General features: G+C 63.7%; 21 protein-coding genes. 10 read left to right on the plus strand and 11 right to left on the minus strand.

Annotated elements, in window-relative coordinates; genetic code table 11:
- Nucleotides 1-109 precede the first annotated feature (109 nt).
- Nucleotides 110-4012: a phosphoribosylformylglycinamidine synthase gene (gene purL, locus JGZ97_RS17405; RefSeq protein WP_207063979.1), complete on the minus strand. Its 3903-nt coding sequence runs from the start codon at nt 4010-4012 to the stop codon at nt 110-112.
- 127 nt (nt 4013-4139) lie between these two features.
- On the opposite strand from purL, the gene mltF reads away from it, so the two are divergent.
- A complete protein-coding gene (mltF, locus tag JGZ97_RS17410; RefSeq protein WP_207063980.1) occupies nt 4140-5591 on the plus strand; it encodes a membrane-bound lytic murein transglycosylase MltF in 1452 nt (483 codons plus the stop codon).
- Here the strand turns inward: mltF and tadA are convergent.
- A complete protein-coding gene (gene tadA, locus JGZ97_RS17415; RefSeq protein ID WP_207063981.1) occupies nt 5574-6098 on the minus strand; it encodes a tRNA adenosine(34) deaminase TadA in 525 nt (174 codons plus the stop codon). The two genes, mltF and tadA, sit on opposite strands and share 18 nt — an antisense overlap.
- Before the next feature lie 235 nt (nt 6099-6333).
- Between tadA and JGZ97_RS17420 the strand changes: the two genes are divergently transcribed.
- The 4 genes from JGZ97_RS17420 (at nt 6334) to JGZ97_RS17435 (ending at nt 11051) form a co-directional block, all read left to right on the plus strand.
- On the plus strand, nt 6334-7575 hold the full coding sequence (locus JGZ97_RS17420) for an HDOD domain-containing protein (protein WP_207063982.1): 1242 nt from the start codon (nt 6334-6336) through the stop codon (nt 7573-7575).
- Nucleotides 7576-7680: 105 nt separating this feature from the next.
- Entirely contained in the window at nt 7681-8994 is a 1314-nt protein-coding gene (locus JGZ97_RS17425) for a CinA family nicotinamide mononucleotide deamidase-related protein (RefSeq protein WP_207063983.1), read from the plus strand.
- Complete coding sequence (locus JGZ97_RS17430) at nt 8991-9305, plus strand: hypothetical protein (RefSeq protein ID WP_207063984.1); 315 nt, start codon at nt 8991-8993, stop codon at nt 9303-9305. The genes JGZ97_RS17425 and JGZ97_RS17430 overlap by 4 nt, the downstream gene beginning before the upstream one ends.
- Before the next feature lie 84 nt (nt 9306-9389).
- Nucleotides 9390-11051: an ATP-binding protein gene (locus JGZ97_RS17435; protein ID WP_207063985.1), complete on the plus strand. Its 1662-nt coding sequence runs from the start codon at nt 9390-9392 to the stop codon at nt 11049-11051.
- Here the strand turns inward: JGZ97_RS17435 and JGZ97_RS17440 are convergent.
- Nucleotides 11043-11627 (minus strand): hypothetical protein, encoded by a 585-nt coding sequence (locus tag JGZ97_RS17440; RefSeq protein WP_207063986.1) that lies wholly within the window; start codon nt 11625-11627, stop codon nt 11043-11045. The genes JGZ97_RS17435 and JGZ97_RS17440 overlap by 9 nt on opposite strands.
- A 290-nt stretch (nt 11628-11917) precedes the next feature.
- On the opposite strand from JGZ97_RS17440, the gene JGZ97_RS17445 reads away from it, so the two are divergent.
- Complete coding sequence (locus JGZ97_RS17445; RefSeq protein WP_207063987.1) at nt 11918-13291, plus strand: L-serine ammonia-lyase; 1374 nt, start codon at nt 11918-11920, stop codon at nt 13289-13291.
- Here the strand turns inward: JGZ97_RS17445 and JGZ97_RS17450 are convergent.
- Both JGZ97_RS17450 and JGZ97_RS17455 read right to left on the minus strand, forming a co-directional pair.
- Complete coding sequence (locus JGZ97_RS17450) at nt 13288-14397, minus strand: hypothetical protein (protein ID WP_207063988.1); 1110 nt, start codon at nt 14395-14397, stop codon at nt 13288-13290. The two genes, JGZ97_RS17445 and JGZ97_RS17450, sit on opposite strands and share 4 nt — an antisense overlap.
- A 202-nt stretch (nt 14398-14599) precedes the next feature.
- Nucleotides 14600-15169, minus strand: coding sequence for a helix-turn-helix domain-containing protein (locus tag JGZ97_RS17455; RefSeq protein WP_207063989.1), 570 nt, complete (start codon nt 15167-15169; stop codon nt 14600-14602).
- Nucleotides 15170-15465: 296 nt separating this feature from the next.
- On the opposite strand from JGZ97_RS17455, the gene JGZ97_RS17460 reads away from it, so the two are divergent.
- The 3 genes from JGZ97_RS17460 to JGZ97_RS17470 all read left to right on the plus strand — a co-directional run bounded on the left by JGZ97_RS17460 (nt 15466) and on the right by JGZ97_RS17470 (nt 18250).
- Complete coding sequence (locus JGZ97_RS17460) at nt 15466-15894, plus strand: Hsp20 family protein (RefSeq protein WP_207063990.1); 429 nt, start codon at nt 15466-15468, stop codon at nt 15892-15894.
- Between the two features lie 126 nt (nt 15895-16020).
- On the plus strand, nt 16021-17361 hold the full coding sequence (locus JGZ97_RS17465; protein ID WP_207063991.1) for a DegQ family serine endoprotease: 1341 nt from the start codon (nt 16021-16023) through the stop codon (nt 17359-17361).
- 10 nt (nt 17362-17371) lie between these two features.
- Nucleotides 17372-18250, plus strand: coding sequence for a zinc metalloprotease HtpX (locus tag JGZ97_RS17470; RefSeq protein ID WP_207063992.1), 879 nt, complete (start codon nt 17372-17374; stop codon nt 18248-18250).
- A gap of 157 nt (nt 18251-18407) precedes the next feature.
- Here the strand turns inward: JGZ97_RS17470 and JGZ97_RS17475 are convergent, their stop codons facing one another.
- From JGZ97_RS17475 to JGZ97_RS17495, 5 genes are all read right to left on the minus strand, one after another.
- On the minus strand, nt 18408-19424 hold the full coding sequence (locus JGZ97_RS17475) for a TIGR01620 family protein (RefSeq protein WP_207063993.1): 1017 nt from the start codon (nt 19422-19424) through the stop codon (nt 18408-18410).
- A complete protein-coding gene (locus JGZ97_RS17480; protein ID WP_207063994.1) occupies nt 19421-20863 on the minus strand; it encodes a YcjX family protein in 1443 nt (480 codons plus the stop codon). Before JGZ97_RS17480 ends, JGZ97_RS17475 begins: the two co-directional genes overlap by 4 nt.
- 116 nt (nt 20864-20979) lie before the next feature.
- Nucleotides 20980-21579 (minus strand): YiiX/YebB-like N1pC/P60 family cysteine hydrolase, encoded by a 600-nt coding sequence (locus JGZ97_RS17485; protein ID WP_207063995.1) that lies wholly within the window; start codon nt 21577-21579, stop codon nt 20980-20982.
- Between the two features lie 80 nt (nt 21580-21659).
- Nucleotides 21660-22343 carry an SH3 domain-containing protein gene (locus JGZ97_RS17490; RefSeq protein ID WP_207063996.1) on the minus strand — a complete coding sequence of 228 codons (684 nt, stop codon included), beginning with the start codon at nt 22341-22343 and terminating at the stop codon, nt 21660-21662.
- Between the two features lie 56 nt (nt 22344-22399).
- Nucleotides 22400-22951: a hypothetical protein gene (locus JGZ97_RS17495; RefSeq protein WP_207063997.1), complete on the minus strand. Its 552-nt coding sequence runs from the start codon at nt 22949-22951 to the stop codon at nt 22400-22402.
- A gap of 465 nt (nt 22952-23416) precedes the next feature.
- Between JGZ97_RS17495 and JGZ97_RS17500 the strand changes: the two genes are divergently transcribed.
- Nucleotides 23417-25219 (plus strand): amidohydrolase, encoded by a 1803-nt coding sequence (locus JGZ97_RS17500; RefSeq protein WP_207063998.1) that lies wholly within the window; start codon nt 23417-23419, stop codon nt 25217-25219.
- Between the two features lie 75 nt (nt 25220-25294).
- On the opposite strand, the gene JGZ97_RS17505 is transcribed toward JGZ97_RS17500, so the two are convergent.
- Entirely contained in the window at nt 25295-26062 is a 768-nt protein-coding gene (locus JGZ97_RS17505; protein WP_207063999.1) for a hypothetical protein, read from the minus strand.
- Nucleotides 26063-26173 lie beyond the last annotated feature (111 nt).

Genomic DNA, 26173 nt, shown 5'->3' on the forward strand with positions numbered 1-26173 from the left:
TCATCCCAACCTTCTCCCCCGAGGGGAGAAGGGGCAGAGCGTGCCGAACCGACCCATGCTCGCCCCCTCTCCCCTTGGGAGAGGGCTGGGGTGAGGGGCTAACTGAAGCCTACCCCACCCAGACCCGGGCGTTACGGAACATGCGCAGCCAGGCGCCGTCCTCCTGCCAGTCGGCGGGGGCCCAAGAGTTCTGCACCGCGCGGAACACCCGCTCCGGGTGCGGCATCATGATGGTGACGCGCCCGTCCGGGGTTGTGATCCCGGTGATCCCCGCCGGTGAGCCGTTGGGGTTGGCCGGATACGCCTCGGTCACCTGGCCGTGGTTGTCCACGTAACGCAGGGCCACGTTGCCGGTTCCCTGCAACTCGCTCAGGTGGTCAGCGCTCCTAAACTCGGCATGCCCTTCACCGTGTGCCACGGCGATGGGCATGCGCGAACCGGCCATGCCGCTGAGCAGGATAGAGGGGCTCTGCTGCACCTCCACCATGGCCACCCGCGCTTCGAACTGCTCGGAGCGATTGCGCACGAAATGAGGCCAGAGCTCGGCGCCGGGGATCAGCTCATGCAGGTTAGAGAGCATCTGACAGCCATTACACACGCCGAGGGCAAAGCTATCCTCGCGGTTAAAGAAGGCCTGAAACTGCTCCCGGGCGCGGGCGTTGAACAGAATCGACTTGGCCCAGCCCTCGCCGGCCCCCAGCACGTCGCCGTAGGAGAAGCCGCCGCAGGCCACCAGCCCCTTGAACCGGTCAAGATCGACGCGGCCGGCCAGGATGTCGCTCATGTGCACATCCACGGCAGCAAAGCCGGCGCGGTCAAAGGCCGCGGCCATCTCGATCTGACCGTTCACCCCCTGCTCGCGCAGCACCGCGATCTGCGGACGCACGCCGGTGGCGATCATGGGCGCCGCCACGTCCTCGTTGATATCGAAGGTCAACTCCGCGTGCAGGCCGGGGTTGTCGGCCTCCAGCAGGCCGTCAAATTCTTCCCTGGCGCAGTCGGCGTTGTCACGCAGCGCCTGGATCTCGTAACTGGTCTGGGCCCACCAGCGCTGCAGCTGGACCCGGGACTCGCTGTAGATCTCCTCGTCGTCGAAGCAGATATTGATGCGATCGTCATCGTTGAGGCTGCCGACCACCAGGGCGCAGTCGCCAAGGCCCGCCGCGTTCAACTCGGTCAACACCTGCTCGGTGTGCTCGCGCTTGACCTGGACCACTGCCCCCAGTTCCTCGCTGAACAGGGCGCCGGCGAACTCGCCGGGTGCGGTCGCCAGCAGATCGAGGTCGATATCGATACCGGTGCGCCCGGCAAAAGCCATTTCGGCCAGGGTGACGAACAGGCCGCCATCGCTACGGTCGTGGTAGGCCAGCAGCAGCTCCTGCTGGTTGAGCTCCTGAATGGCGGCAAAGAAGGTCTTGAGCTGGGCCGGGTCGTCGACGTCCGCCACGTCCTGCCCCACCTGGTTGTAAACCTGGGCCAGGGCGGAAAGGCCGAGGCGGTTCTTGCCGTTCCCCAGGTCCAGCAGGATCAGGTCGGTCTCGCCGGCATCAGTGCGCAGCTGCGGGGTCAGGGTCTTGCGGGCGTCCAGCACCGGAGCAAAGCCGGAGATGATCAGGGAGAGGGGCGCGGTGACGCTCTTCTCCTGGCCGTCATCCTGCCACACGGTACGCATGGACATGGAGTCCTTGCCCACGGGGATGGTGATGCCCAGCTCAGGACACAGCTCCATGCCCACCGCCTTGACGGTGTCGTAGAGTTTCTCGTCCTCGCCCGGGTGGCCGGCGGCGCACATCCAGTTGGCGGAGAGCTTGATATCGTGCAGCGCGCCGATACGGGCCGCGGCCAGGTTGGTGAGGGTTTCACCGATCGCCATGCGACCGGAGGCCGGCGCGTTCACCAAGGCGGTGGGCGTACGCTCGCCCATCGCCATGGCTTCACCCTTGTAGGTGTCGTAGGCGGCGGTGGTGACGGCGCAGTCGGCCACTGGCACCTGCCAGGGGCCGACCATCTGGTCGCGGGCCACTTGCCCTGTGATGGAGCGGTCGCCAATGGTGATCAGAAAGCTCTTGCTGGCGACGCTGGGCAGCTTCAGTACCCGCTCGGCGGCATCCCCCAGGTCAATCGCGGTGGCGTCGAATTCAGGCACCTCATAGCTGATGCGCTCAACGGAACGGTGCATTTTCGGCGGCTTGCCGAACAGCACGCTCATGGGCAGGTCCACGGGCTTGTTCTCGAAGAGGCGGTCGCCCAGGGTCAGGTGGTGCTCCTCGGTAGCGGTGCCCACCACGGCGTAGGGGCAGCGCTCGCGGGCGCAGATGTCCTCAAAGCGCGCCATGTCCGAGGGCTTGACCGCCAGCACGTAGCGTTCCTGGGCCTCGTTACACCAGATTTCCAGGGGCGACATGCCCGGCTCGTCGTTGTTCACTTCACGCAGTTCGAAGTCGCCGCCGCGGCCGCCGTCTTTGACCAGCTCGGGAAAGGCGTTGGAGAGGCCGCCGGCTCCGACATCGTGAATAAAGGCGATGGGGTTGGTCTCTCCCAGTTGCCAGCAGGCGTCAATCACCTCCTGGCAGCGGCGCTCCAGCTCGGGGTTGTCCCGCTGCACGGAGGCAAAATCCAGATCCGCCGAGGAGGCGCCGGAGGACATGGAAGAGGCGGCACCGCCGCCGAGGCCGATCAGCATGGCCGGGCCGCCCAGGCAGATCAGTTTGGCGCCCACCTCGATCTCGCCCTTCTGCACGTGGCTGTCGCGAATGTTGCCCATGCCGCCGGCGATCATGATCGGCTTGTGGTAGCCGCGCACCTCTTCGCCGTTGGCGCCGTTGACCGGCTGCTCAAAGGTACGGAAGTAGCCGGTCAGGTTGGGGCGGCCGAATTCGTTGTTGAAGGCGGCGCCACCGATGGGCCCCTCGATCATGATGTCCAGGGCGGAGACGATGCGCCCGGGTTTGCCGTAGTCGGACTCCCAGGGCTGTTCAAAGCCGGGAATCTTGAGATCGGAGACGGTAAAGCCGGTCAGGCCCGCCTTGGGCTTGCCCCCGCGCCCGGTCGCGCCTTCGTCGCGGATCTCGCCGCCGGAGCCGGTAGCCGCCCCGGAATGGGGGGCGATGGCGGTCGGGTGGTTGTGGGTCTCCACCTTCATCAGGATCTGGATCGCTTCCTGGCTGTAGCCGTACTCGCGGCTATCGGGGTCGGGGAAGAAACGTCCGGCCTCGCTGCCCTCGACCACCGCGGCGTTGTCGGCGTAAGCCGAGAGCACGTTTTCACCGCCCAGCTGGTGGGTGTTCTTGATCATCGCAAACAGCGACTTCTCCTGGGCTTCGCCGTCGATGTCCCAGGAGGCGTTGAAGATCTTGTGGCGACAGTGTTCGGAGTTGGCCTGGGCGAACATCATCAGCTCGACATCGGCGGGGTTGCGTCCCAGCTCGGTGAAGCTCTGCACCAGGTAGTCGATCTCGTCCTCGGCCAGGGCCAGGCCCAGTTCCCGGTTGGCGGTTTCCAGGGCCGCGCGCCCCCCGCCCAGAATATCCACCCGCTGCATCGGCCGGGGCTCGGCGTGGCTGAACAGCTGCGCCGCCGCGTCCATCTCCGGGAACACAGCCTCCACCATGCGATCGTGCAGCAGCGCCTGCACCGCCTCTCGGTCCGCCTCGCTCAGTTCGCTCGACGCCTTGACGTAGTAGGCGATGCCCCGCTCCAGCCGCACGATATCCGCCAGGCCGCAATTATGGGCAATATCGGTCGCCTTACTAGACCAGGGGGAAATGGTACCGGGGCGCGGCACCACCAGGAAAAGCTCCCCGTCGAGGGGCTCCACTGCCGCCTTGGGACCGTACTTGAGAATCGTTTCCAGTACCGATTGATCCTGATCAGGGAAGGGTTCGCGGACCTCAGCAAAGTGCATGTATTCAGCATATAATGCCGAAACTGCAGGGACCCGGGAGCGGAGTTTCTGCAGTAGTTTTTGGCGACGGAAGGGGGACAGGGCAGGAGCGCCACGCAACTTGAGCATGTGGTTATCGGGCCTCTCGAAAGCAGTACCGGAGTATGGGATCGGGCTTGAAAAAAGAAAGCGCAAATTGTACTGGAATCAGCTCGGGGTTACCACGCCCCCAGCGCCTTGATTGGCGGGGCGGCCGATGCTGAGCCACCGCCCCTTCCAGCCCAAGGACAGCCTCTTCCTGCTCACCGGCCTAGTGCTGTTCTGCATACCGATCCTGGCCAGCTATAACGCCAGCTCCCAGCTGGACGTGATTCGCCAGCAAGGCGAGCTGCGGATCGTAACGCGGCTGAGTCCGGCCAGCTACTTCCTCACCGACCAGGGACCCGGTGGCTTTGAGTACGAGCTGAGCAAAGCCTACGCCGACCACCTCGGGGTAAACATCGCCATCACCCTGGCCGATGATATGGAGCAGATCTACAAGGAGCTGCGGCTGCACAACAGCCACCTGGCTGCGGCAGGACTAACACCCACCCCGGAACGCCGCCAACATTTCACCTTCAGCGACAACTACCTGCAGAGCCGTCCACTGCTGATCTACCGCACCGGCGATGGCGGCCCGGTACCACGCTCGCTGGCCGAAGTGAATCTGGAACGGCTGGCGGTCATTGCCGGCAGCAGCCACGAAGAACAGCTGAAGGCCCTGCTGCCGGACGATAACGCCTGGCAATCGGTCAACAACCTTGAAATGGTGGACCTGCTTGAGCAGGTACACAGTGGCGAGCTGGACTACACCCTGGTGGATTCAACCGAGTTCGACGCCAACCGAGCCTTTTTCCCCCGCCTGCAGGTGGCCTTTCCCCTGACCGAAACCCAACCGTTGGCCTGGATGCTGAAAAAGAGTGGTGACGGCAGCCTCAAAAACAGCATCAACCGTTTTCTCGCCCTGCCGGAAACCCAGGCGCTGATCGCCCGCCTCGCAAAGACCTACTACGAGCAGGACCGGCGCCTGAACCTGGTGGACAACCTGACCTTTCGTCAGCACTTGCGCACCCGCCTGCCCGAATTGCGGCCCTGGTTTGAAGAGGCGGAAGCGGAGACCGGCATCGACTGGAAACTGCTGGCGGCGATCGGTTACCAGGAATCCCACTGGAACCCGCGGGCGGTATCCCCCACCGGAGTGCGCGGCGTGATGATGCTGACCCGGCACACCGCCCGGGAGATGGGGGTAAAAAAGCGCACCGACGCCGAACAGAGCATCCTGGGCGGCGCCCGCTATTTCAAAAAATTACATTCGCGCCTGCCAGAACGGATCGAGGAGCCTGATCGCACCTGGCTGGCGCTGGCCGCTTACAACGTGGGTCGAGGCCACCTGGAGGACGCCCGCATACTGACCCAGCGGACCGGCCAGGACCCGGACCGCTGGGCAGACGTGGCAGAGCAACTGCCCAAACTGAGCCAGGCCAAGTGGTACAAGACGGTTCGCCACGGTTATGCCCGCGGCCGGGAACCGGTGGTCTACGTACGTAATATACGGCGCTACCTTGAACAGCTGGCCTGGGAGAGCCGTTTCCAGGCGGTCCAGAATACCCCCGTACCGCAAGCCAGCGAGGCGGTCGGGCCGCCGGCACGCCTACCCGATACCCTCTGAACCGGACTCGGAACGCGCCTGTTGGGCAAGGCGACGTTCCAGCTGGCGACGCTCACGCTTGTGGCGAAAGAAGCGGCTGATCTGCTCGCTGCAGCGCTCGCTTAACACGCCCCCCTGGTAATCAATGCGATGGTTGCTCCAGCCGGCCTCCAGGACATTACTGGCGCTGCCCACCGCACCGGCCTTGGGCTCGCTGGCACCGAACACCAGGCGTTGAACGCGGGCATGGATCAGCGCCCCGGCGCACATGGTGCACGGTTCAATGGTGACATAGAGGGTGGCCCCCACCAGCCGGTAGTTATCCACCCGCTGGGCCGCGTCACGAAGCGCCACTATCTCCGCGTGAGCGCAGGGGTCCCGGCCGCTGATCGGCTGGTTCCAGCCCTCCCCGACCACCTGCCCGTCCACCACCACCACGGCGCCCACCGGCACCTCGCCCAAGGCTTCGGCACGCTGCGCTAACCCCATGGCATGGGCCATCCAGTACTCGTCGTCACTCTGCTGCATAGGAGGAAATGAGGGATCCGTGAAATCACCGGTTAGAGGAGCCACGCATTCTACCAGCCCGCCTGCGCGGGCCAAAATCCGCCCCGCCGCCAACCACGGTTGATCTATATCAACCTGACTGCAAATCGCCGCTAAATATTTCTCCCTTTAGCGATCAAATCAAAGGCGTCTGCGGTCGATAACTTATAATAAGACCGAACCCACTCAACCCTTTGCCAATAACGAGCCAAAATTCATGAACACCGCCGCTCAACGCCCACCCATTCGAGTGTTAATGCTCGACACCCACGGTGAATATTTTGCCTGGGCCTCCACCCTGCGCCAGCAGGGGCATCACTGGGACCTGTTGCGAGTGGACAGCAGCGCGGCGCTGATCTCCTACCTGAAAGAGAACCGTTATCACGCGGTGGTGATCGCCCCTTCGGCCAAGCCCCATGCCGACCTCGACTGCCTTTCCAAAGCCACCCAGCTGCAGCCCAACGCGGTGCGGGTCATGCTGCCCGGCATGGTCGGCAGCCCGCCGCTGATGAGCCGCATGCTGGAACTCAGCCACCGCCTCTACGAATACACCGACAGCAGCGAGCAGATCGCCCGCTCCATCGAGCAGCAGATCCAATTCCGACGCCTGATCACCAAGCCCCGGACCCGTGCGTTCTTCAGCAGCGCCGGCCCGCTGCCGTCACCGCCGCGGGTCTACCAGGAGCTCTCCCGGGCGCTGCGCTCAGAGGTGAGCGATGCCCAGAAAATCGCCGAGATCATCGAGCAGGATCCGGCCCTGGTGGCCCGGGTGCTAAAAATGGTCAACTCGGCGTTTTTCGGCCTCAAGCGCCAGATCAGCAGCGTGCAACAGGCCGTCTCCCTGCTAGGGCTGCGCACCCTCAGGGGGCTTGCCCTTTCAGGCCACCTAGCCAGCCTGTACCCGCCGAACAAGAACTGGTCCAGTTTCTCCTTTGAGCGAATGAACCAGCGGGCGCTGCTGGTCGCGCGCCTGGCTCAGAACATCTGTAAAGACCTGAAGCTGAACCCGTCTCTGCAGGAGCAGGCGTTCCTCGCCGGCCTGCTGCACGATATCGGGATCCTCTACAGCGCCTCCTGTGACCCGGTGCGTTACCAGCGGGTCATGCAGGACGCCGCCGACAACAACGTACACCTCTGCACCCAGGAAAAGCGCTCCTTAGGCTTCTTCCACGGTGAGACCGGGGCCTACCTGCTGGCGCTCTGGAACATCCCCCCCCTGGTGGTGGAGGCGGTGCTGCTGCACCACACCCCCCACCTAAGCCCCGACGATGCCGTTACCCCTCTGACCGCGGTGCATATTGCCGACGCACTGATCCCGCCGGTCCGCAACGCCATGGACACCGACCTTTCCAACCGCCTGTCGCGCAGCTACCTTGAGCGCACCGGAGTCATCAAGGACCTGCCCCGCTGGCAGATGCGCGCCAACTCGCTACACCGCTCGGTGCTGGAGCCCAGCTGACCGGACGTTGGCCGCTCGCCGGCAAAGCCGTTAAGATAACTCGTTTGGCCGCCCACCCGGCGGCCAACGGCATGATCGGTTCCGTCCAGGGAGGTGCGGCGAACGATGAATATTCAGCTACTGCTCACCGGCAACGAGCTGATGAGCGGCGACACCGTCGACTCCAACTCGGCCTGGATCGGCACCCGGCTGCGCGAGCTGGGCCTTACGATCACCCGCAAAGTCACCTTGGGAGACAGCCTGGAACAGCTGGTCAGCGAGCTCGAAAAGCTCTGCGCCGATGCGGATGTCGTCCTGGTCAACGGCGGCCTCGGCCCAACCCGTGACGACCTTACGGCCCAGGCCCTGGCCGAACTCAGCAACCGCCCCCTCGAGGAACATGCCGGCGCTCGCGCCCACCTCCAGGCCTGGGCCGAAGGGCGCGGTATTGAACTCAACGCCGCCAATCTGAAGCAGGCCTGGCTACCAGCAGGCGCCGACCTGATCCCCAACCCACGCGGATCAGCGGTGGGCATCCAGCTGCGCCATCGCAACTGTGAGCTTCTCTGCACCCCGGGCGTTCCCAGCGAAATGCGCACCATGCTGGATGAGACGGTGCTACCCTGGCTGGCCGAGCGTGCCGCCCCCGAGCAGCGAACTCAGACCCTGCGCTGGCACACCTTCGGGCTGGGCGAATCCACCGTGCAGCAGCGCATCGACGACGAAATCGATAACTGGCCCGATGGCGTCGAACTGGGCTTTCGCGCCGGGGCACCGACGCTGGAAGTCAAACTGTCGGCGCCGGCGGCCGAGCACAAGGCGCTGGCCCGAACCCGGGAGCGCCTGCACCAGCTGATCGGCGATTACATCGTCGCCGAAGGTCAGGGCACCCTGGCCGCTACCCTGATCCAGGCGCTGGCCCGCCGGGGCCAGACCCTGGCCGTCGCCGAGTCCTGCACGGGGGGGCTGATCGCCGCGCAGATGACCGCCGAGGCCGGTGCCTCCGAGGTGTTTGAGTGCGGCGTGGTGGCCTACGCCAATGCCATCAAGGAGCGCGTACTCAAGGTTTCACCGCAAACCCTGGTGCAGGACGGGGCCGTCAGCGAGTCCGTCGTGCAGCAAATGACCCAAGGCGTGCTGGCGCTCAGCGGCGCCGATTACGCGGTGGCGGTATCAGGCATCGCCGGCCCCAGCGGTGGTACCGAGCAAAAACCCGTGGGCACCCTGTGGATCGCCTGGGGCGACCGCAACCACATCGAAACTGCCTGCCTGCGCCTGCCGCCTCCGCGCAAACTGTTTCAGACACTGGCCGCCGGCACCGCCCTGGATCTGGTTCGACGGCGGGTGGAAGGAATCACCTCCGCGCCCGCCTACCTGACCCAGCGGCAAGGCCCCGAGCGCGGCAGCGCCCAACGCCGCATGGAAGGCTCAACTCCATGAAACGGGGACCGACCAAAGCGGAACTGCGCGATGAGATCGCCCGCCAGGTGCGGGACTACCTGGGAGAGGGCGGCGAAATCGACGAAGTGGAACGCGGGGCCAGCGGACTCGACAAAACCGAGCTCCCGCCGCGTCCGGAGTTCACCCAACCCCGACAGTCCCGAACCCCGGTACCGGAGGTGGTGGCTGCCATCGAAGCCCGCAAGCGCCCACCCCAGCGCCCAAAGCGACCGTCTCGCAAGCAACCCCGAAAAAAAGCGATCTACGACGATTTTGGTGAGCCGATCCGCTGGATCTGGGCGGAGGATTAACCTCACGCGGCAAACACCGGGGCTATACTGACAGCCGGATTCTGGATCCAGACTCAAGTACGCCATGGAGGCCCCACCGCAAACATGTCCTTACCGGATTTCACCACCCGGGGAGTCGCCGAAACCCGAAAGCAGGTGGTCGCAACGCTTGCCGCAGGCCCCGGCATAATCCTCGTTGAAGGATCGACCGGCAGCGGAAAAAGCCACCTCAAACAGCAGCTGATTCGCGGCCTCACGGGCGATTTCACCGTGGTCGACCTTGCCTACAGCCGCCTCGACCCGGATGAGTTCTGCACGGCCCTCGGCGCTCAGCCAGTGGCAGCCGCCGCTGACAGCGCAGCGGAACCTCAGCCCGCACCTCCACTGGACCGTCTGCGTCAACGCACCCGGCACCTGGCAGAGCAAAACCGTCCCCTGCTGGTATGCATCGACGACGCCCAGTTTCTCCCCACCGCGACCCGTGAGTTGCTGCTTGCCCTGATCACGGGATCAAACGCCCCCGCCAGCCCCCTTTACGCCGTGCTGTTCGCCGATAGCAGCGCGGACTTCAGCCTTGTCGGAGGCGCCGACCCTGAGCAGGGACTGCGCAGCCGGATGGTTCTGAATCCACCTTCAGAAACGGACCTTTCCAGGCTTATCGACCTCATCCTGGTGCTGGGTGGAACCAACAGCAGCGCCCTGTCCAAGGAAGAGCGCAACGAAATTCTCGCCAGCGCAGACGGCAGCCTGCGCCAGACGCGCCACTTGACCGAACAGGCCCTGCTTCAACGAGCTTCCGACGACGCTGATAACGCGGGGACGCAACAATCCCCCCCCTCCAGCGCCGGCCAGTTCGCTTTTGGCCTGCTGCGTAACGATGACGACTTCGGGCCGGCCACGGTGCCTGTTGGGCGCCAAAACGAACTGGCGCGCCTGGGCGGCTCGCCGGGGAGCCTGCCCGCCACCTCATACGAGACGCAACTGGAGTACCGCGAAGCCCCGGCCAGCGACTCTCCCCCGCCGGTTTCGCTGAGCGCCCTTCAGCGCCGCCATCCGCTGTTGCTGGCGGCCGGCCTGCTGGCCTGCCTGGGCATCGTGGGGCTGATCGTCGTGGATAACGGCCAAGGGCCTGCACCAGGCTACCTCGAGGAGCCGCGCCCCGGCGACGGTACCCGCGCGGCCCGGTCGGACACGGCGATGACCGGCGCCCCGGCCCCGACGGCTGATCAAGTCGCGGCACCAGGTTCAACCACGGACTTAGCGGCCCTCTCCGCACCAGAGGAAACGTCAAGCAGCGGGCTGGTCCGCCGTGCGGTCAGCCCCGACGCGGTATCGGTGGCACAGGCAACCCGCCAGCCGGAGGATACAAACGAAGGGAGGTCAGCCCCTCTGGTTGATAAGAGAACGCGCAGCGCGGTCGCCGCAACGCTCCCTCCCTCGCCACCGCCCAGTGAGCCGCTCAAACAGCTGCTGACGCGCTGGCTGGCCGAAGCCCAAGCCCATGAAGCGGCCTATCGCCTGACCCTTCCCGCCCAGGCGAATGCCGTACAGAGTTATCGCAAAATCCTGGCCGCGGACGCCAACCACCCGGAGGCCCGTTTAGGCCTGGAGCGGATTCGCGAACTTTACCGAAAGCGGGCAGAACAGGCGCTCGCGCAGGAGCAGTGGGATAAGGCCCGGCACAATTTCAACCGCATACTCTGGATCGACGACGAGGATAAGCAAGCCCTGGCGGAACTCGCCCGCCTACCCGCTCAATCAGAGTAACCCCAGGCCGAGGCCGACCATCAACGCCGCAAAAACCACACCCAGCAGGGTGCGAGCAAGCCGCGGCGCCGTACGCCCGGTCTCAATTTGCAAGGTTTTGCAGTGGGGGCAATAGCGTTTCCAGGCGCCCTGTCCGCGGTACAGAAACCCCGCACGCCGCTTGACCTGCCTGGGCACCCCGAGCCGGTGGCAGGCTTGGCAGCGTATATAGGGCGAAGCGCCCGGCGCCTCGCTTGATCCCGCCTTGATTGCCGGCTTTTTGGCTACCGGCCGGTCGCCGGGCTTAGAGTTGAGGTCCCGCGCCACGCTGCGGCTATCCCGGGGCCTGCGGTGAAAGTCGATAAACTGGGGGTTGCTGGCCAGCACCACTTTTCGGGCCAGCAATCGATTGTTCAGTATTTGCGAAGAAAACTCGACCGTTTCTCCTATCGAAGGCGGCTCGGTGCCAACGATATCGGTCAGTTGAAACTGGTAATCCGAGCCGCCGGAAAGGATAAAACCCTCCATCGTCTCGCTACAATAAAGATGGATCACGCCTTGGTGGCGCTCACCCTGCACCGGTGCTGCCGTGGTCATACCTGATCTCCCTGTACTGCGCCTGCTGGCAAGCGATCTCCACGATAACTAGTGTAAGCCGTTCAAACTCCCTCGATAAGCAGCAAAAAGCCCTTTATGCATGCTAAATATCTTCAAAAACAAACGCGCTGACAAGCTCAAGCATAGCCGGTCTCACGGCCAACGGAAACAATCACGTTTGTACCTCACCGCCACCCCCGGAATAAGACGATGCCAGAGGGAAAAATCGAGCGAATCACCAGGCAATGGGTTCTAAACTGGCAGTAAGTACTTTTAAGCGGGCAACGCCCATGACCATCAGCGTATTCGACCTGTTCAAAATCGGAATAGGCCCCTCCAGTTCCCATACCCTGGGCCCGCTCAAGGCCGCCCATCAATTTGTTGAAACTCTGGGCGAAGAGCAGGGGCTCTCCGGGGTGCAACGGATCCAGATCGAGCTCTTCGGCTCGCTTGCCGCCACCGGCGTCGGTCATGGGACGGATCGCGCGGTGTGCTGGGGCCTGATGGGCGAGACCGCGGAGACGATCGATCCCTACCAAGCGGGTAAACGGCTTGAGGCGTCGCTGCAACAAAAAACCCTGCCCCTCCTCGGCGGCCACCCCCTGGCCTTCGACCCGCGCCAAGACCTGAAAATGACGCTCACACCGCACCCCCAGCACCCCAATGCCGTCACTTTCACCGCATTTGGCGATGCCAGGCGCGTACTGCTCGAGCGCACCTACCTCTCCATCGGTGGCGGTTTTATCCTCCAGGCCGGCGAGCACGCCCCGCCCGAAGCCGGTGGGCCGCCTGCCCCCTACCCCTTTACCAGTGCCGCCGATCTGCTGGAGCACTGCCGCCAAAACAGCCTGTCGATCAGCGAACTGATGCTGCGCAACGAAGAGGTCAACCGCCCCCGGGCGGACATTTTCGACGGGTTGGCCAAAATCGGCGAGGAGATGAAGGCCGTCATCAAGCGCGGCCTGCACGGCCAGGGCGAGCTGCCCGGGGGGCTGGGGGTCAAACGCCGGGCTCCGGGCCTTCACCGGGCGCTGAAAAGTAAAGACGAGGCCAACCTGATCACGGCCAGCCTGGAAGCGATGGACTGGGTAAACCTTTACGCGCTGGCTACCAACGAAGAGAACGCTGCCGGCGGGCGTATCGTCACGGCCCCCACCAACGGCGCGGCGGGGATTATTCCCGCCGTGCTCTTCTACTACCGGCGCTTCAGCCCGCAGGTCAACGAGGAGCAGGTCGCCCGCTTCCTGCTCACTGCCGGCGCCATCGGCATCCTATGCAAGGAGAACGCCTCAATTTCCGGTGCCGAAGTAGGTTGCCAGGGAGAGGTGGGCTCGGCCTGCGCCATGGCCGCGGCGGGGCTTACCGAACTGCTGGGGGGCAGCCCCGAGCAGGTTGAGAATGCCGCAGAGATAGGGCTTGAGCACAACCTGGGCTTAACCTGCGACCCGGTGGCCGGGCTGGTGCAGGTGCCCTGCATCGAACGCAACGCCATCGCCGCCATGAAAGCGATCAACGCCGCTCAGATCGCCCTGCGCGGGGATGGCGAGCACTTTGTCTCCCTGGACAAGGTGATCAAGACCATGAAAGAGACCGGGGCCGACATGCAGGCCAAGTACAAAGAGACCTCCACCGGCGGGCTGGCGGTCAATGTCCCAGAGTGCTAGCCCGACCTCAGGGTGGGGGACACGTCCACCATTCCCAGCAGGGAATCCAGCCAGGACGGCAAAGCGGCACGCCCCTCGTCCAGCATGACCACCCCGGCGACCAGCGCCACCACCACGAGCAACAGAATCAGCAACCAGGGCAACCAGCGTCGACGACGCGGTGCCGGTATGGCATCGGGCGCCAGGGGCGCGACCTCGCGGGGACCGGGTTTGTTGGGCTGGGTACGGAAGCGGTCGCGCTCAGGCCAGACGCTTTCGGTCGCCCCGGGGGCCTGCGCCCGGGCCTGCTTGGCCTGCACCAGGTTACCGATATCATTGATTTTACGGGCCAGCTCCTGCTCCACCGGCACCAGGTCCAGTGAGCGAATGATGTGGGCGTAGGTGGCAAAGGCATCGCTGTCACCGGGCTTGACCGGGTTGCCAAAGAAGTAATGAGCACGAAAGCGCAACGCTTCCAGTCGCAGCCCCATGAGCGCCTCGACGCTCTGCTCCGAAGAGGCCGAAAGGCGGTTGATCTGCAATCCGAATTGATAGTGATAAGCCTGGGCCAGGGCAAAGAAGATAATCGCCCGGGTGAAGTCATCCTCGTTCTTGCCGCCGAAGATAAACCCCTGGTCATGGTTCATCAGCCAGTAGTCCTGGGCATCCATGCGCGGCAGCAGGTCCGGGTCGGCGTTAAGCTCACCGCTGAAACTCTCCAGCATGTGCACGAATTCCTGCCGCTGAACCCCCTTGGAAAGCCAGAGCGCGCGATATTGATAATCCACCAGGTGAAAGCGCTCGCTGCCCACGTTCAGCACCTGCGCCAGTTGTTGCCGGCTGCTGTTGATCAGCTGGCTCCTGGTAGCATTCCCCAGGTCACGTACCACCACCATGATGTCGGTGGTGTAGGGCTTTTTAAACAGGCTGAGAGCGTAGGCAGTGCTGTCGGGAAAATTAAGTTTGGAGAAGTTGCACGCCTGACTGAGGCTGTCATAGAAAGGGGCGACTTTCTGTACCGGCACCTGCTTTCCATAATTTTCGGGCACGCGCGCCTTGGAACTGTCGAGCAGGAAAAACAGAGCGACCTTGGCGACCATGATGTTGTCCTTTTTCGCTTGCCCCACACGTGCCTGCTATGGAGGGTTGGGATTCGGCACGGTGGGCGGTCCGACAGAGCGCCGGAACCGAGTGTGTGCCGGCATTGAATACTCTAGTCGGAAAATTCACGGAAAAATAACCGAGCCGGGAAAGAGAGACCAGCCCGGCCTCTTTCAAACGGTCGTTTTATTGATCTTTCTCAAGGCTTTGCGGTCTTGCTGGGGGCGTTCACAGGTGCCGCTGCAATACCAGGAAGGCGCGGGCGGGAGCCTGCCCGGGGTTGAAGATGCAGTGATGGACATCGGCGGGATAACGTAAGGTCGCATCGGTCTCCACTGAGCGCTCGAGCCGGTTGTCCAGCCGCACGCACAGGATCCCTTCGATCACCGAGAGGTGCTCCACGGTGCCCAGCGCATGGGGCTCGGAATCCAACCGGGCCTCGGGGCCGAAACGCAGCTCGTACCACTCGAACTCGGTGGCCGAGGAGAGCGGATTGAGCGCGCGCAGCTCGCAGCCCCCGTCGTCACTCACCATTCGGGGCGTCTGCTGCGCGCTCAACGCCTCGATAAAATCCGCCGGACTCTCCTGGCAGCGGGCGGCCAGCTCATCGATGGAGACCCCCAGCGCCTGGGTCACGTTCCAGAGGGTGGTGAACGTGGGGTTGGCATTGCCGCGCTCGATCTCGGACAACATGGACCGGGAGACGCCGGAGGATTCCGCCAGCTGGGCCAGGTTCAGCCCCTGGCGTTTGCGCTCCTGCTTGAGGGCGCCCCCGAGATTGGGCGTGATGCGATTCATTGAGTCGGCCTTGCTCCAAACGCCGGCGCGAGATCAACACCGGCGGCTACCTAGATGCCGGGACGACGCTTGCCCCGGAACGACAAGCCGCTAGTTTAACGGCAGCGCTGAATCCTGAAAACCTCGTGTGGGTTTAGAGGGGGAGGCAAAGGCGACGTGAAAAAAGTTTCCCGACGACTCTTGGATTTACGCCGACAGCCCCTATCTGTAATACCAGCGGCCGCCGATTGGGGCCGTTTCATCAACCCGCCCGTTCCGGCAGGAAGGGCCTTTACACATATTGCTCAGCGGAGGATATGAGAATGCACGTCGACTTTTCCCCCCTTTACCGTTCGTCCATCGGCTTCGACCGCCTGGCCAGCCAGCTTGAAAGCGCCAGCGACAGCAACAGCCAGGGGGGCTACCCGCCCTACAATATCGAGCTGCTGGACGAAAACAGCTACCGGATCACCATGGCCGTAGCCGGTTTCTCGCGCACCGACCTGGATATTCAGAGCCACGCCAACGCCCTCCTGATCAAGGGCAACAAGCCTGCGGAACGAGAGGATCGCCAGTTCCTCTACCAGGGCATCGCCGAACGCGGCTTTGAACGCCGCTTTCAGTTGGCCGATCACGTTAAGGTCACCGGCGCCACCCTGGAAAACGGCTTGCTCCACGTAGACCTGGTGCGGGAAATCCCCGAAGCCATGAAGCCGCGCAACATCGAGATCCAGAGCGGCGCCTAGCGGCTCCCCCCGCGGGCCTGTTACCGGCCCGCCGAGGCAAGCAGGAGCCCGAACCGGGCTCCTTGCCCCCCATGTCCCTGCCATGAAACCCATCGGGCGGGCTATGCTGATGGGAGGAGGTTTCCGGTGCAAACAGCAAAACTGATCCTGTTCAGCCTTTTGTGCTGGGCGTCCCCCCTCTGGGCCGCACTGCCCCCGGCAGATGCCCAGGGGCGCGAGCTACCCTCCCTGGCCCCCCTGCTGGAAGAGATCACCCCGGCGGTGGTCAACATCGCCACGTACACCCACCGAAGAACGCAGAACCCCCTACTTCAAGACCCGTTCTTCAGACGCTTTTTCAATGTTCCGGAACCCCGGCAACGGCGCTCGAGCAGCGCCGGTTCCGGGGTCATCATTGACGCCGAGCGCGGCTGGGTGATCACCAACCATCATGTAATCGACCACGCCGACGAGATCGAGGTCTCCCTCACCGACGGCCGCCAGTTGAGCGCACGGCTGCTGGGCGCCGACCCGGAGGTTGATCTGGCCCTGCTGGAGGTGTCGGCCGACAACCTCAGCGCCCTGCCGCTGGCCGACTCCGATCAGCTGCGGGTCGGCGATTTCGTGATCGCCATCGGCAACCCCTTCGGCCTTGGCCAAACCGTCACCACCGGGATTGTCAGCGCCCTGGGCCGCACCGGGCTGGGTATCGAGGGCTACGAGAACTTTATCCAGACCGACGCCTCCATCAACCCGGGCAACTCCGGCGGGGCGCTGGTCAACCTCAAGGGGGAACTGGTGGGGGTCAACACCGCCATCATCGCCCCGGGGGGCGGCAACGTGGGAATCGGCTTCGCAATCCCGGCCAACATGGCCTCAGCAATTACCCCGCACCTGGCGCGGGAGGGGCAGGTGCGGCGGGGGCGCCTGGGGATCCTGATGCAGAACCTCTCACCGGACCTTGCCGAAGCCTTCGGCTTGGGCAGTGACCAGGGCGGCGTGCTGATCAACCAGGTGGTGCCGGGATCTGCGGCGGAGCAGGCCGGCTTGCGCGCCGGCGACGTCATCCTCGCCATTGACGGGCGCCCGGTGGCCGACCCCGCTGTCCTGCGGACCCGCCTGGGCATGCTCGCAGTGGGCGACACATTACAACTGGAGCTACTGCGCGACGGCACTCCCCTCTCGCTAACCGCACGGATGGGCTCGCCCTACGGCGCCAGGGCCCAGGGCACTCGGCTCTCCCCTTACCTGGATGGGGCCGAGCTGGCCGAGACCCTTGAGCGCTCGACCGTGATGGTCGCCGGTGTCGAACCGGGCAGCCTCGCCGCCCGGGGAGGCCTGCGCCCCGGCGACCGCATTCTGGCCGCCAACCGCATCGCCGTAGAAACCCTTGCAGCCCTGGCGAGGGCAGCAAGCGCAGGACGCGGCGGCTTGCTGTTGCTGATCGAGCGGCAGGGAGAAACCCTCTACCTGGCCCTGTCGGGCTGACGGGGGCGCCATGCACCGAGAGGCCCTGGAGAGCAGCCGCCGCTTAAACCGGTGGCACTCCTGGGTGCTGCTGCTGGCGATGGGCAGCTTGCTGGCGCTGATCGCCTGGCTGCTCGCCGGGCCCTACACCGCCCTCGGCGCCTTCCTGGTACTGGTCCTCGCCCACCAGCTAAACCGCCATCTGCCCCCGCGCCTGCTGATGCGGCTCTACCGGGCCCGTCCCCTCGCTTATCAAGAAGCGCCGGACCTGCACCGGGCCCTCAAGGAGCTGAGCCGACGGGCAGGTCTGCCCCGCGAACCGGTGCTCTACTACATCGACAGTCCCCAGCCCAACGCCATCGCCGTGGGTACGCGCAAGGACTCCGCCATCGCGATCTCCGACGGCCTGGTGCGCCAACTGGACTGGCAGCCGCTGCTGGGGGTCATCGCCCACGAGCTTGCCCACATTCGCCACCAGGATGTGCAACTGCTCACCTTTGCGGAGCTGATCGGACGCCTGGTCAATTACCTGGTGTTGGTGGGGCTGGTACTGATCGGCGTCTCCTTGCCGCTGGTGCTGCTCACCGACCTTAAAATCAACTGGCTAGCGCCGATACTGCTGCTGCTCGCCCCCCTGCTCTGTCGGCGCCTGCAACTGAGCCTGTCGCAAACTCGCGAGTTCGAGGCCGACCGCGGCAGCGCCGAACTGCTGGGCACCCCGCTACCCCTGATCAACGCTCTGCGCCTGCTGGAATATGCCCCCGACGGCCCCTTGCACCGCTTCTTTCTACCCCACCGGCGCCGTCCCCGCCCCGCCGACGTCGGCACCCATCCCTCGACCGAGGCCCGGATTCAACGCCTGAAGGCACTGGAGCCGGACCGGGGCTGGCGGGTCCCACTTCCCCCTTAAAGCCTTAAAGCCCTAAAACCCTGCGGCCCTGCGGCCCTACGCACCCGATGCTCCGTGCCGGTCAGGGATACAAACGACTTCACGGCCCCCGTCGTCGGCCTCCCCGCTACCCCTTTCCCCGGACACGCTTCCTTGCGTAAAACCCCCACCGCCTCACTCACCCCTTACGTGAGGCCAGCACGGCCTCTCCCACCTCTTTAACAAAGCCTCCCATGCCCCGCTGGCGGCCCTTTTCAAAGGGCACCGGCCGGCAGGCGCGCATGGTCAGCAGGCCGATGCGCACGGAGATCAACGCCACCCCCAGCCCCTGGCCGACACCACCGGCCACCTTGGGCAGCACGGTACTGGCGCTCTGGGCCGTGACGTAGTCGCTGGCCATCTGGGTCGCCCCGGCAAAGGCCATGTTCTTGAGTACAAACAACAGGATACGCAGCCGGTTGTCAAAGCCCGGGCGTACGCCATAGGTTTTCGCCACCGCCTCCACCAGGCGGGCATTGCGCCAGAGGGTCAGGGCCATGTCCAGCAACGGCCACAGGCTGAGCCCCACCGCCACCCCGGCATGGGCGCTGTAGCGGGTGATCTGGCGGTAGGCCTGCTGGTCCAGGGGTTTCAGAAACACCTGTTCAACGTGGGCCACCGTCTCGCCGTCATCGACGTAATCCGGCAGTCCGTCCACAGCACGAGCCAGCGCTGCCGCCTGGGGCTTTTCCGCGTAGAAATCACCGAGGGCCGCCAGCCACCCCCCCGCTTGCCCTTGGGATCGCGCTGCCCGCAGCTGCTGCGCCTGCCCCTGCAGCCGAATGACCCCCTTCAGGCTGTCTCCTCCCCTGAGCCAGGAAGCAGCCACCACCAGCGCGGCCACCACCAATCCCAGGAGCAGCGCCGCCACCAGCCCGCCCCAGATCCAGTGGGTGGACCAGGCCCGATGCACCAGGCCGTAGCCGTCCACCCCCAACGCGACCACCAGGTAGATGGCCAGCAGCCCCAGCAGCCACTTGAGTCCACGAACCGGGCGGGCATCGAGGGGCCGGTCGGCGTAATCAACGCCTGTCGCGGCCGGATCGCCACTGATCGTTTCCGGCGGGCCGGCCAGGGTCTGCTCCTGCCCGGGGACGAAGGTGCGCGCCGTTCGCTGGTGGGGGGCGGTTTGTGTGTTGTTCTCCTGTTCGCTCATCGGCACAGATCTCCGATCAACATTTCCAAAACCGTATCCATCCGAATATGGGGAATGGCGGGCCCTCCCGACTCCCGAATGCCCGGTGGCGGCTGCAGGGGAGGAATTTTCCAGTCGCGAAATTCGCCGTAGTCCGCTTCGGTGTGCAGCTGTTCGGGCACCGGCGGATGCACGTAGGCCAGGTTGCCATCCGGCCCCCGCCCGGCCAGGGCGTCGTCCCCCTGATCCTGAATATTGATGGAGGAGCGAATGGAGGCGATCGCCTCCACAGCGGGAGTGACCCCCTCGTAGGCGGCGTTGCGAATCGCCTGGCTGACAATGGAGCCGAGCAGGCGCCGCGCCGGCTCATGGTCCCGGGACACCACCTGGTCGACCTTGGTGGCGGCAAAGACCACCTTCTCGATACGCGAGCTGAACAACCGCGCCAGCAGGCTGCGGCGCCCGTAGGAGAAGCTGTCGCTGATGCGGCCAAGGGCGTCGCGCAGATCCTCCACGTAGGCCGGGCCGCCGTTGAGGGCGTTGACCAGGTCAACCAGCACGATCTGGCGCTGTACCGGACGGAAAAACTCTTGGTAAAAAGGCGTTACATGCTCGCTGATGTAAGCCTGATAGCGGGATTCGAACACCTTGAAGTAGCTTTGCGGGTCCGCGTCCTGAAGCGCCCGGGAACTCAATTCCTGCCCCAGCAAAGGCAGAAAGTGCAGCGGGGGACCATCGGGGCCGGGGATCAGAAACCGGCCCGGCTGAATCAAACTCAGTCGGTGCTCCGAGCCTTTGCAGCGACGCAGAAACGTCAGATAGCGCTGATGCAGGGCGTGGGCCTGCCCCTCATCGTAAGGGGCGCTCGGGTCGAGACCGGCCAGTGTCTCCCCCAGTTCGCCCAGCAGCGAGGCACGCGGCTCACGGACGTAGAGCTCCTTGCACTGCCCACACCACTGGGCGTAATCAAGCCCCATCATCGGCAGGTCCAGCAGCCACTCCCCCGGGTAATCGCGAATCTCGACGAACAGGGTACGTCGAGCGCCGCGCAACGCGCCCAGGGGGCCGCGGCCGCGCCTGAGCTTCAGCGCCAGCAGGCAGCCGCTGAGCTCCTCGGTCGGCTGCGGCCATTGCGGAGGCGTCGCCGCCAGCGCCGCCATCGCCCCGCTGTAGGGAAAGGGCCGCAGCCGCCGATCCTCCAACGGGCGTACGCGGCACCCCAGCAGTTGCCCCCCCAGCGCCGGAGAGAAGCCGCTGAGGTTGGCCTGATCGTAGTGGGTGAGTTGATTAATCAGGCTGGTGACAAAGGTCGTCTTGCCGCTTCGACTCAGACCGGTAATCCCGATGCAGACCCGATCCTCGGTCAATCGCCGCACCTGCTGGCGGGTCGCATCAAAGCCCCGCTCGGCACGATCGCTCAGGTGACGGTAGGTCTTGCGCAGGCGTTTGGATGCGGGCAACGGAGCCTCCCCGTATTACTCCACTCGTTGCCGGAAAGCATAGCGGCGGGACGAACAACGTGCCGATACGGCCCCTCATGCAGCCCCGCTGGCGCCTCCCCGGCAGGCGCTTAAGCTCAGATAGTGACCGCTATTTCCTTGCTGAGCGAGGCCCCCTGCGCCAGCTCCAGCTTTTTCTCCTCGGTAAAATCCTTGGGGGTGAACTCATTGGATGAGAGCTTGCTCGAAATCAGCCCCAGGCATTGATAGGCCTCCGCCACCAGCTCACTGCAGAACAGGCTGGAAAGGTCCTCTTCGTTGTGTCCCCAGGGGCCGTCGTAGGCCGATTTGATCAACTCAATTTCGTTTTTCTCGTAGGGCTTGTTCCTGAGGGAGGCCCTGAGCGCCATCAACTTCTCGTAGTTTTTTTCATCCACCACGTACCCCTGCAGATGACGGATCGACACCTCACCGCTGTAGGTTCTGATCCGGTCGCTCAGGAGGATCAGTTGCACGCCCTTTTTCTTCTTCCCGTCAATGACATCGGCCAGGTTCGAAAGCGTGGTGGACTCCCAAATGAACACCGTATCGGTGTCGGGGAGTTTAATGACCATCCCCACGTGGGACCACTTACTGAGGGTAAACAGCTTAATGCCGTGACTGATCGCCCCTTTTCCGGAAAACAGCACGATATCGCCGGTTTTCAGTTTGCTCCTGATCGTTTCATACTTTGCCATCGTCTATCCCCTTCCTTGGCGTAATTTATTGGGCATCTAAGCAATACCGCTACCCGGGCTCACCCGCAGCGCCGCTTTGTTTAGGTGCCGTAGTGAATTTTTGCCCAGATGTAACCGCTGCTCAGCCACTCCTTTACCTCGACGATTTCGACCTGACTCCCGGGCTTTAAAGCGCCGATAACCGGTTTGAAGCTGCCGCCCAGGTTAGGCATGCCCTCGCGCACGTTCAAAGCCCCGGTTTGTGCTCGGACCGTCAAGCGTTGTCCAACCAGAGAAGCGGGCTGAATGGCTTCGTTGATATCGAAGTAACGGGTTTTCCAGCGTCCGCTCGAATCCACGTAATGGCCAACGTAAGCCCACCCTTCTCGCTCGCGCGTGGGTGAGGAGACCACGGCCTCCGGGACTTTGTCCTGGCCCGCCGGGGTGGCCGTGCGCATGATCTGATCGGCCGCGGCTTCCGTCCCCTCCGAGGGCGAGAGCTGCGCAAACTTGGTCGCAAACTCGGGACTGCCGAGCGATGTGATGGCCAGCAAGGCGATTTTTTTGGTCTCTTCATCGCCGGAGAGGTGCGGAATAAACTTCTCGACAGTCTGCATCTCGAGGACCCGGGTCTGGTGGATTTGCGCCTGGAAATCCCTGGCCCCCTGCCGTTCATTGTAGGAATGGGTGAAATAGAGGCCTAAAGCGGCGATCACCACCGTCGACAGGAACGTCGAGATGGCGCCGAACCGGTCCCAGACGTCTTTTTTGCTATTCTCCGGCATCGCTATTTAGCTCTCATGCAAAGACATGTTTGTTCTCAAACTCTCAGAGACGCGCCTTACAAGGCGCCTCTTTTTGCCAGTTCCGCCTCAAGCGCCCCCGGAAACCCCTCGGGAAAAGGCGCAGCCCAGGCCAATTGAGCGTCGTTATCGATGTAGGACTGGACCGCCGACCAACGGTTGACCCACTCCTGGGCGTGGGCCCGGAACTTGGTGGATTCGGTTTTGAAGTCATCGGTAAGCGTATAACCGGCGTATTTGGTCAGCAGCGTCATGATCCGTTTGTTGTTCTCAACCAGCACCACGATATCGGCCGTCATCAGGCGGTTCTCCTCCGGGCTGGTGCCGCGCTGCATCCGGACCACGTAGGACTCCAGAATGCCCCAGCCCCCTTCCCGGTATTTTTCGTAGATCCGGTTCTTGATCGCTAAGTTGTCCGACAGCAACGCCTCGATGGGGGCCAGGTAGTCCACCACCAGTTGCTGGTTCTTCTCCTGTGCGCTGGATTCCGCTTCCAGGTAGTACTTGATCCAGCCCCCGCCCGCGACCAGCGACAAAATCGAAATGACGATCGGAATCCAGGGGTTGGGCTTTTTGTCCACGCCTGCCATACGCCGCTCCCTGTGCAGTACCCTCGCGTTAAAGTCGTCCTTGCCTGCTGCCCGCGTCCTGGCCCCTTTGCCTTGCTAGGGGTCAAAAAGCACGGCACCTGCGCGGGCCCAAACGCCCGGTCCCTGCAAACCCGAAGAGCCCGCCTGCCAGAAAAGAACGCAGGACGTCCCATCCATGGCGAACAACCGACCTCCCTGATCCACAAAGCGCACAGTACCGGGCACCGCGACGCGCCCCCGCAACCGGGCGTATTCAAATATAGCGCAGCAATCGTCCGGGTTGACCTGGCCTGGCTAACGGGGCCGAGGGGCAGTTCCTCTCGCTCAGCGACGGTCAGCCCGCGCCCGCAGCCGTCTCGCGGATTCATCTATTATGCTCTTACTGGCCACCATCCCCGCCCGATAGCCGAAGCCGGCCAAAGCGACGTGGCTGTCCCCGACTCACCGCCTCGAGGAGAATAGACAATGTCCCGGCGAGTTCTAACTGCCCTTGTGCTCATGATCGCCACCGGGCTGGTCAGCGGCTGCGCGTTTATGCGCCCGCCCGCCATCGCCGACTCCATCTACACCGGCGGCACCATCATTACCGTGAATGATGCCCAGCCCAGCGCCGAGGCGGTGGCGGTAAAAGACGGCAAGATTCTGGCAGTAGGCCCGCTTGGTTCGATCGAACAGGCGCACAAGGGGGAGACGACCCGAATCATCGATCTTGATGGCAATACCCTGCTGCCGGGGTTCGTCGATTCCCACAGCCACGCCTATATGATCGGGCTCCAGGCCTCCACGGCCAACCTGCTGCCCCCACCCGACGGCGGGGGCAAAAACATTGAAAGCCTGCTGGACTTGCTGGAAGAGTGGGCCGACAACAGCGAAAGCGCGGTGAGAAAAGTGGGCTGGATCGCAGGCTTTGGTTATGACGACTCCCAGCTCGCCGAGCAACGCCACCCCACCCGCGACGACCTGGATAAAATATCCACCAAGCTGCCGGTGATCATCATTCACCAGTCCGGTCACCTCGGGGTGGCCAACAGCAAAGCCCTGGAGCTGGCCGGCGTGACGGCTGCCACCCCCGATCCGGAGGGCGGCGTGTTCCGACGCCGGGAGGGCTCTAAGGAGCCCAACGGCGTGGCGGAGGAATATGCCTTCTTCTATCTCATGAGCAAGCTGGCCGCCAATTTCGATGACGGGGTCAATGACACCCTGGTGGAAGAAGGCACCAAGCTGCTGGCCTCGTTCGGCTACACCACCGGCCAGGAAGGGCGGGCGATGGGGGCGGCGCTGGCGGCCATGCAGCGGACTGCCGATGCCGGCAAGCTGGCCATCGACCTGGTGGCCTACCCCGATGTGCTGGAAGTAGAAAACCCGCAACCCTCACCGGTTTACAAAAACCGCTATCGAATCGGCGGCGTCAAGCTGACCATCGACGGTTCGCCCCAGGGTAAAACCGCCTGGTTGACCAAGCCCTACCGCGTACCCCCCGATGGGCAGCGGCCCGACTACCGGGGTTACCCGGCCATCGACGCGCAGACCACGATCGACGCGGTGGAGAAAGCGTTCGCCCGGGGCTGGCAGATTCTCGTCCACGCCAATGGGGATGCCGCCAGCGACCGTTTCATCGAGGCGGTGCGGCTGGCAAAAGAGAAATACCCGCGGGTGAACAACCGCCCGGTGCTCATTCACGGCCAGGTGCTACGTAGAGATCAGGTCGAAGAACTGCGCGAACTCGACATTTTTCCCTCCCTCTTTCCCATGCACACCTTCTACTGGGGTGACTGGCATCGCCGCTCGGTACTGGGTCCGGAGCGGGCCGAGAACATCTCCCCCACCGGCTGGGTGCTGAAACAGGGCATGCGCTTTGGCACGCACCACGACGCTCCGGTGGCGCTGCCCGACTCGATGCGGGTGCTTTCCGCCACCGTTACCCGCAAAACCCGCAGCGGACGGGTACTGGGCCCCGAACACCGGGTGCCGGTAGCCACGGCGCTCAAAGCCATGACCCTCTGGCCCGCCTGGCAGCACTTCGAAGAAGAGACCAAGGGGTCGATCGAAGTGGGCAAGCTGGCGGATTTCGTGATTCTTTCCGAAAACCCGCTGTCTATCGCAGAGGACCGGCTGGCCGGCATCAAAGTGCTGGAGGCCATCAAGGAAGATCAGTCCATTTACCGACGGCAGGCCGAGGAGGCCCCCCTTTCAGGCCCCTCCATGGTTGCGAACACGCGCTTTGCCATGCAGGCGCCAAAGAACCGATCCCAGGTCTCACTCCCGTAGCCGGCAACCGGGTAGTTCAGCCCGGCATCGAACCGCCTGGCCGGCAAACGCGATCAGGACCGGGGGACGGAACGGTTAAGGCTGCCCAGGGCGGATGACCACGGCGCCGCTTGGGTCAAAATAGCCATGGCGGATCACCGCGTTGTTCAGACTGATCGTGGCCATATCCGCATCGCCCTCCTGGTAGCAGCGCTCATCAAACTCGAGCAGCGACAGGCTTTCAGGCTCAGCCTTACCGCCAAACAGCCGCTTCAGCACACTGTTTTGCTTGTGCTGCTGTTCGACAGCCCGGTTGTACTTGTCCAGCTGCTGCGCGAGCGGGCTTTCCGCCGTATCGACGATAATGACCTTCAGGTTGCGTTGCACCGGCTCCTCGCCCTTCACAAATAACGAGAAGGTCAAGTCATGGGCCAGAAAGCGATGGTAGGGCACCTTCAATTGGTGATAATCCATCACTCCAGCCTCCTTCTCTAACGAAAGGGGATAGGCATCGTTAAAGGTAAATCCATCCTGAACCACCAGGGCTTCCCCCGGGCCTACAGCGCCGATGGATAGCAAGGCGGTCTGGTGATCCTGGGAGTCAATGCAGTGATATGTGATTCTGTCTGCAACCTCGGGAGACTGCCGCGCCAGGAAATCATTTTCAATTCGATTCAGCCACTTGTGCCGTCGAGTGACAAGCTCAATTCCCTCCGCTTTTTCGCCGCCGCTGTTTCGAATCTCCACCGGCAGGGGCAGAAACGAAGGGGCTTCACGCTTTATCGGCCCGGCAATTATCAGATAGTCCGCAAATCCGCTGTCACGCGGATTACCTAAGGAGCATGCGATTAAGTCCCTTGGCATGAGACAATCCGCGCTCTGATGTGCTGAGGGCTATCCATGGATCACCAACTCTCCTTCGCTGACAGCGAGTTCACCAGCAAGAGTCGCCAGACACGCAAAGAGAAGTTTCTC

The sequence above is a fragment of the Motiliproteus sp. SC1-56 genome, from assembly GCF_017309075.1.
Taxonomy (GTDB): domain Bacteria; phylum Pseudomonadota; class Gammaproteobacteria; order Pseudomonadales; family Balneatricaceae; genus Motiliproteus.

Bases quoted from the DNA above. Each gene is read 5' to 3' on its own strand.
- JGZ97_RS17490 (WP_207063996.1), bottom strand. From the start codon at position 22,343: ATGCCGGAGAATAGCAAAAAAGACGTCTGGGACCGGTTCGGCGCCATC.
- JGZ97_RS17455 (WP_207063989.1), bottom strand. From the start codon at position 15,169: ATGAATCGCATCACGCCCAATCTCGGGGGCGCCCTCAAGCAGGAGCGC.
- JGZ97_RS17435 (WP_207063985.1), top strand. From the start codon at position 9,390: ATGTCCTTACCGGATTTCACCACCCGGGGAGTCGCCGAAACCCGAAAG.
- JGZ97_RS17475 (WP_207063993.1), bottom strand. From the start codon at position 19,424: ATGAGCGAACAGGAGAACAACACACAAACCGCCCCCCACCAGCGAACG.
- JGZ97_RS17495 (WP_207063997.1), bottom strand. From the start codon at position 22,951: ATGGCAGGCGTGGACAAAAAGCCCAACCCCTGGATTCCGATCGTCATT.
- JGZ97_RS17485 (WP_207063995.1), bottom strand. From the start codon at position 21,579: ATGGCAAAGTATGAAACGATCAGGAGCAAACTGAAAACCGGCGATATC.
- mltF (WP_207063980.1), top strand. From the start codon at position 4,140: ATGCTGAGCCACCGCCCCTTCCAGCCCAAGGACAGCCTCTTCCTGCTC.
- JGZ97_RS17500 (WP_207063998.1), top strand. From the start codon at position 23,417: ATGTCCCGGCGAGTTCTAACTGCCCTTGTGCTCATGATCGCCACCGGG.
- JGZ97_RS17445 (WP_207063987.1), top strand. From the start codon at position 11,918: ATGACCATCAGCGTATTCGACCTGTTCAAAATCGGAATAGGCCCCTCC.
- JGZ97_RS17470 (WP_207063992.1), top strand. From the start codon at position 17,372: ATGCACCGAGAGGCCCTGGAGAGCAGCCGCCGCTTAAACCGGTGGCAC.
- JGZ97_RS17505 (WP_207063999.1), bottom strand. From the start codon at position 26,062: ATGCCAAGGGACTTAATCGCATGCTCCTTAGGTAATCCGCGTGACAGC.
- JGZ97_RS17460 (WP_207063990.1), top strand. From the start codon at position 15,466: ATGAGAATGCACGTCGACTTTTCCCCCCTTTACCGTTCGTCCATCGGC.
- tadA (WP_207063981.1), bottom strand. From the start codon at position 6,098: ATGCAGCAGAGTGACGACGAGTACTGGATGGCCCATGCCATGGGGTTA.
- JGZ97_RS17430 (WP_207063984.1), top strand. From the start codon at position 8,991: ATGAAACGGGGACCGACCAAAGCGGAACTGCGCGATGAGATCGCCCGC.
- purL (WP_207063979.1), bottom strand. From the start codon at position 4,012: ATGCTCAAGTTGCGTGGCGCTCCTGCCCTGTCCCCCTTCCGTCGCCAA.
- JGZ97_RS17440 (WP_207063986.1), bottom strand. From the start codon at position 11,627: ATGACCACGGCAGCACCGGTGCAGGGTGAGCGCCACCAAGGCGTGATC.
- JGZ97_RS17420 (WP_207063982.1), top strand. From the start codon at position 6,334: ATGAACACCGCCGCTCAACGCCCACCCATTCGAGTGTTAATGCTCGAC.
- JGZ97_RS17425 (WP_207063983.1), top strand. From the start codon at position 7,681: ATGAATATTCAGCTACTGCTCACCGGCAACGAGCTGATGAGCGGCGAC.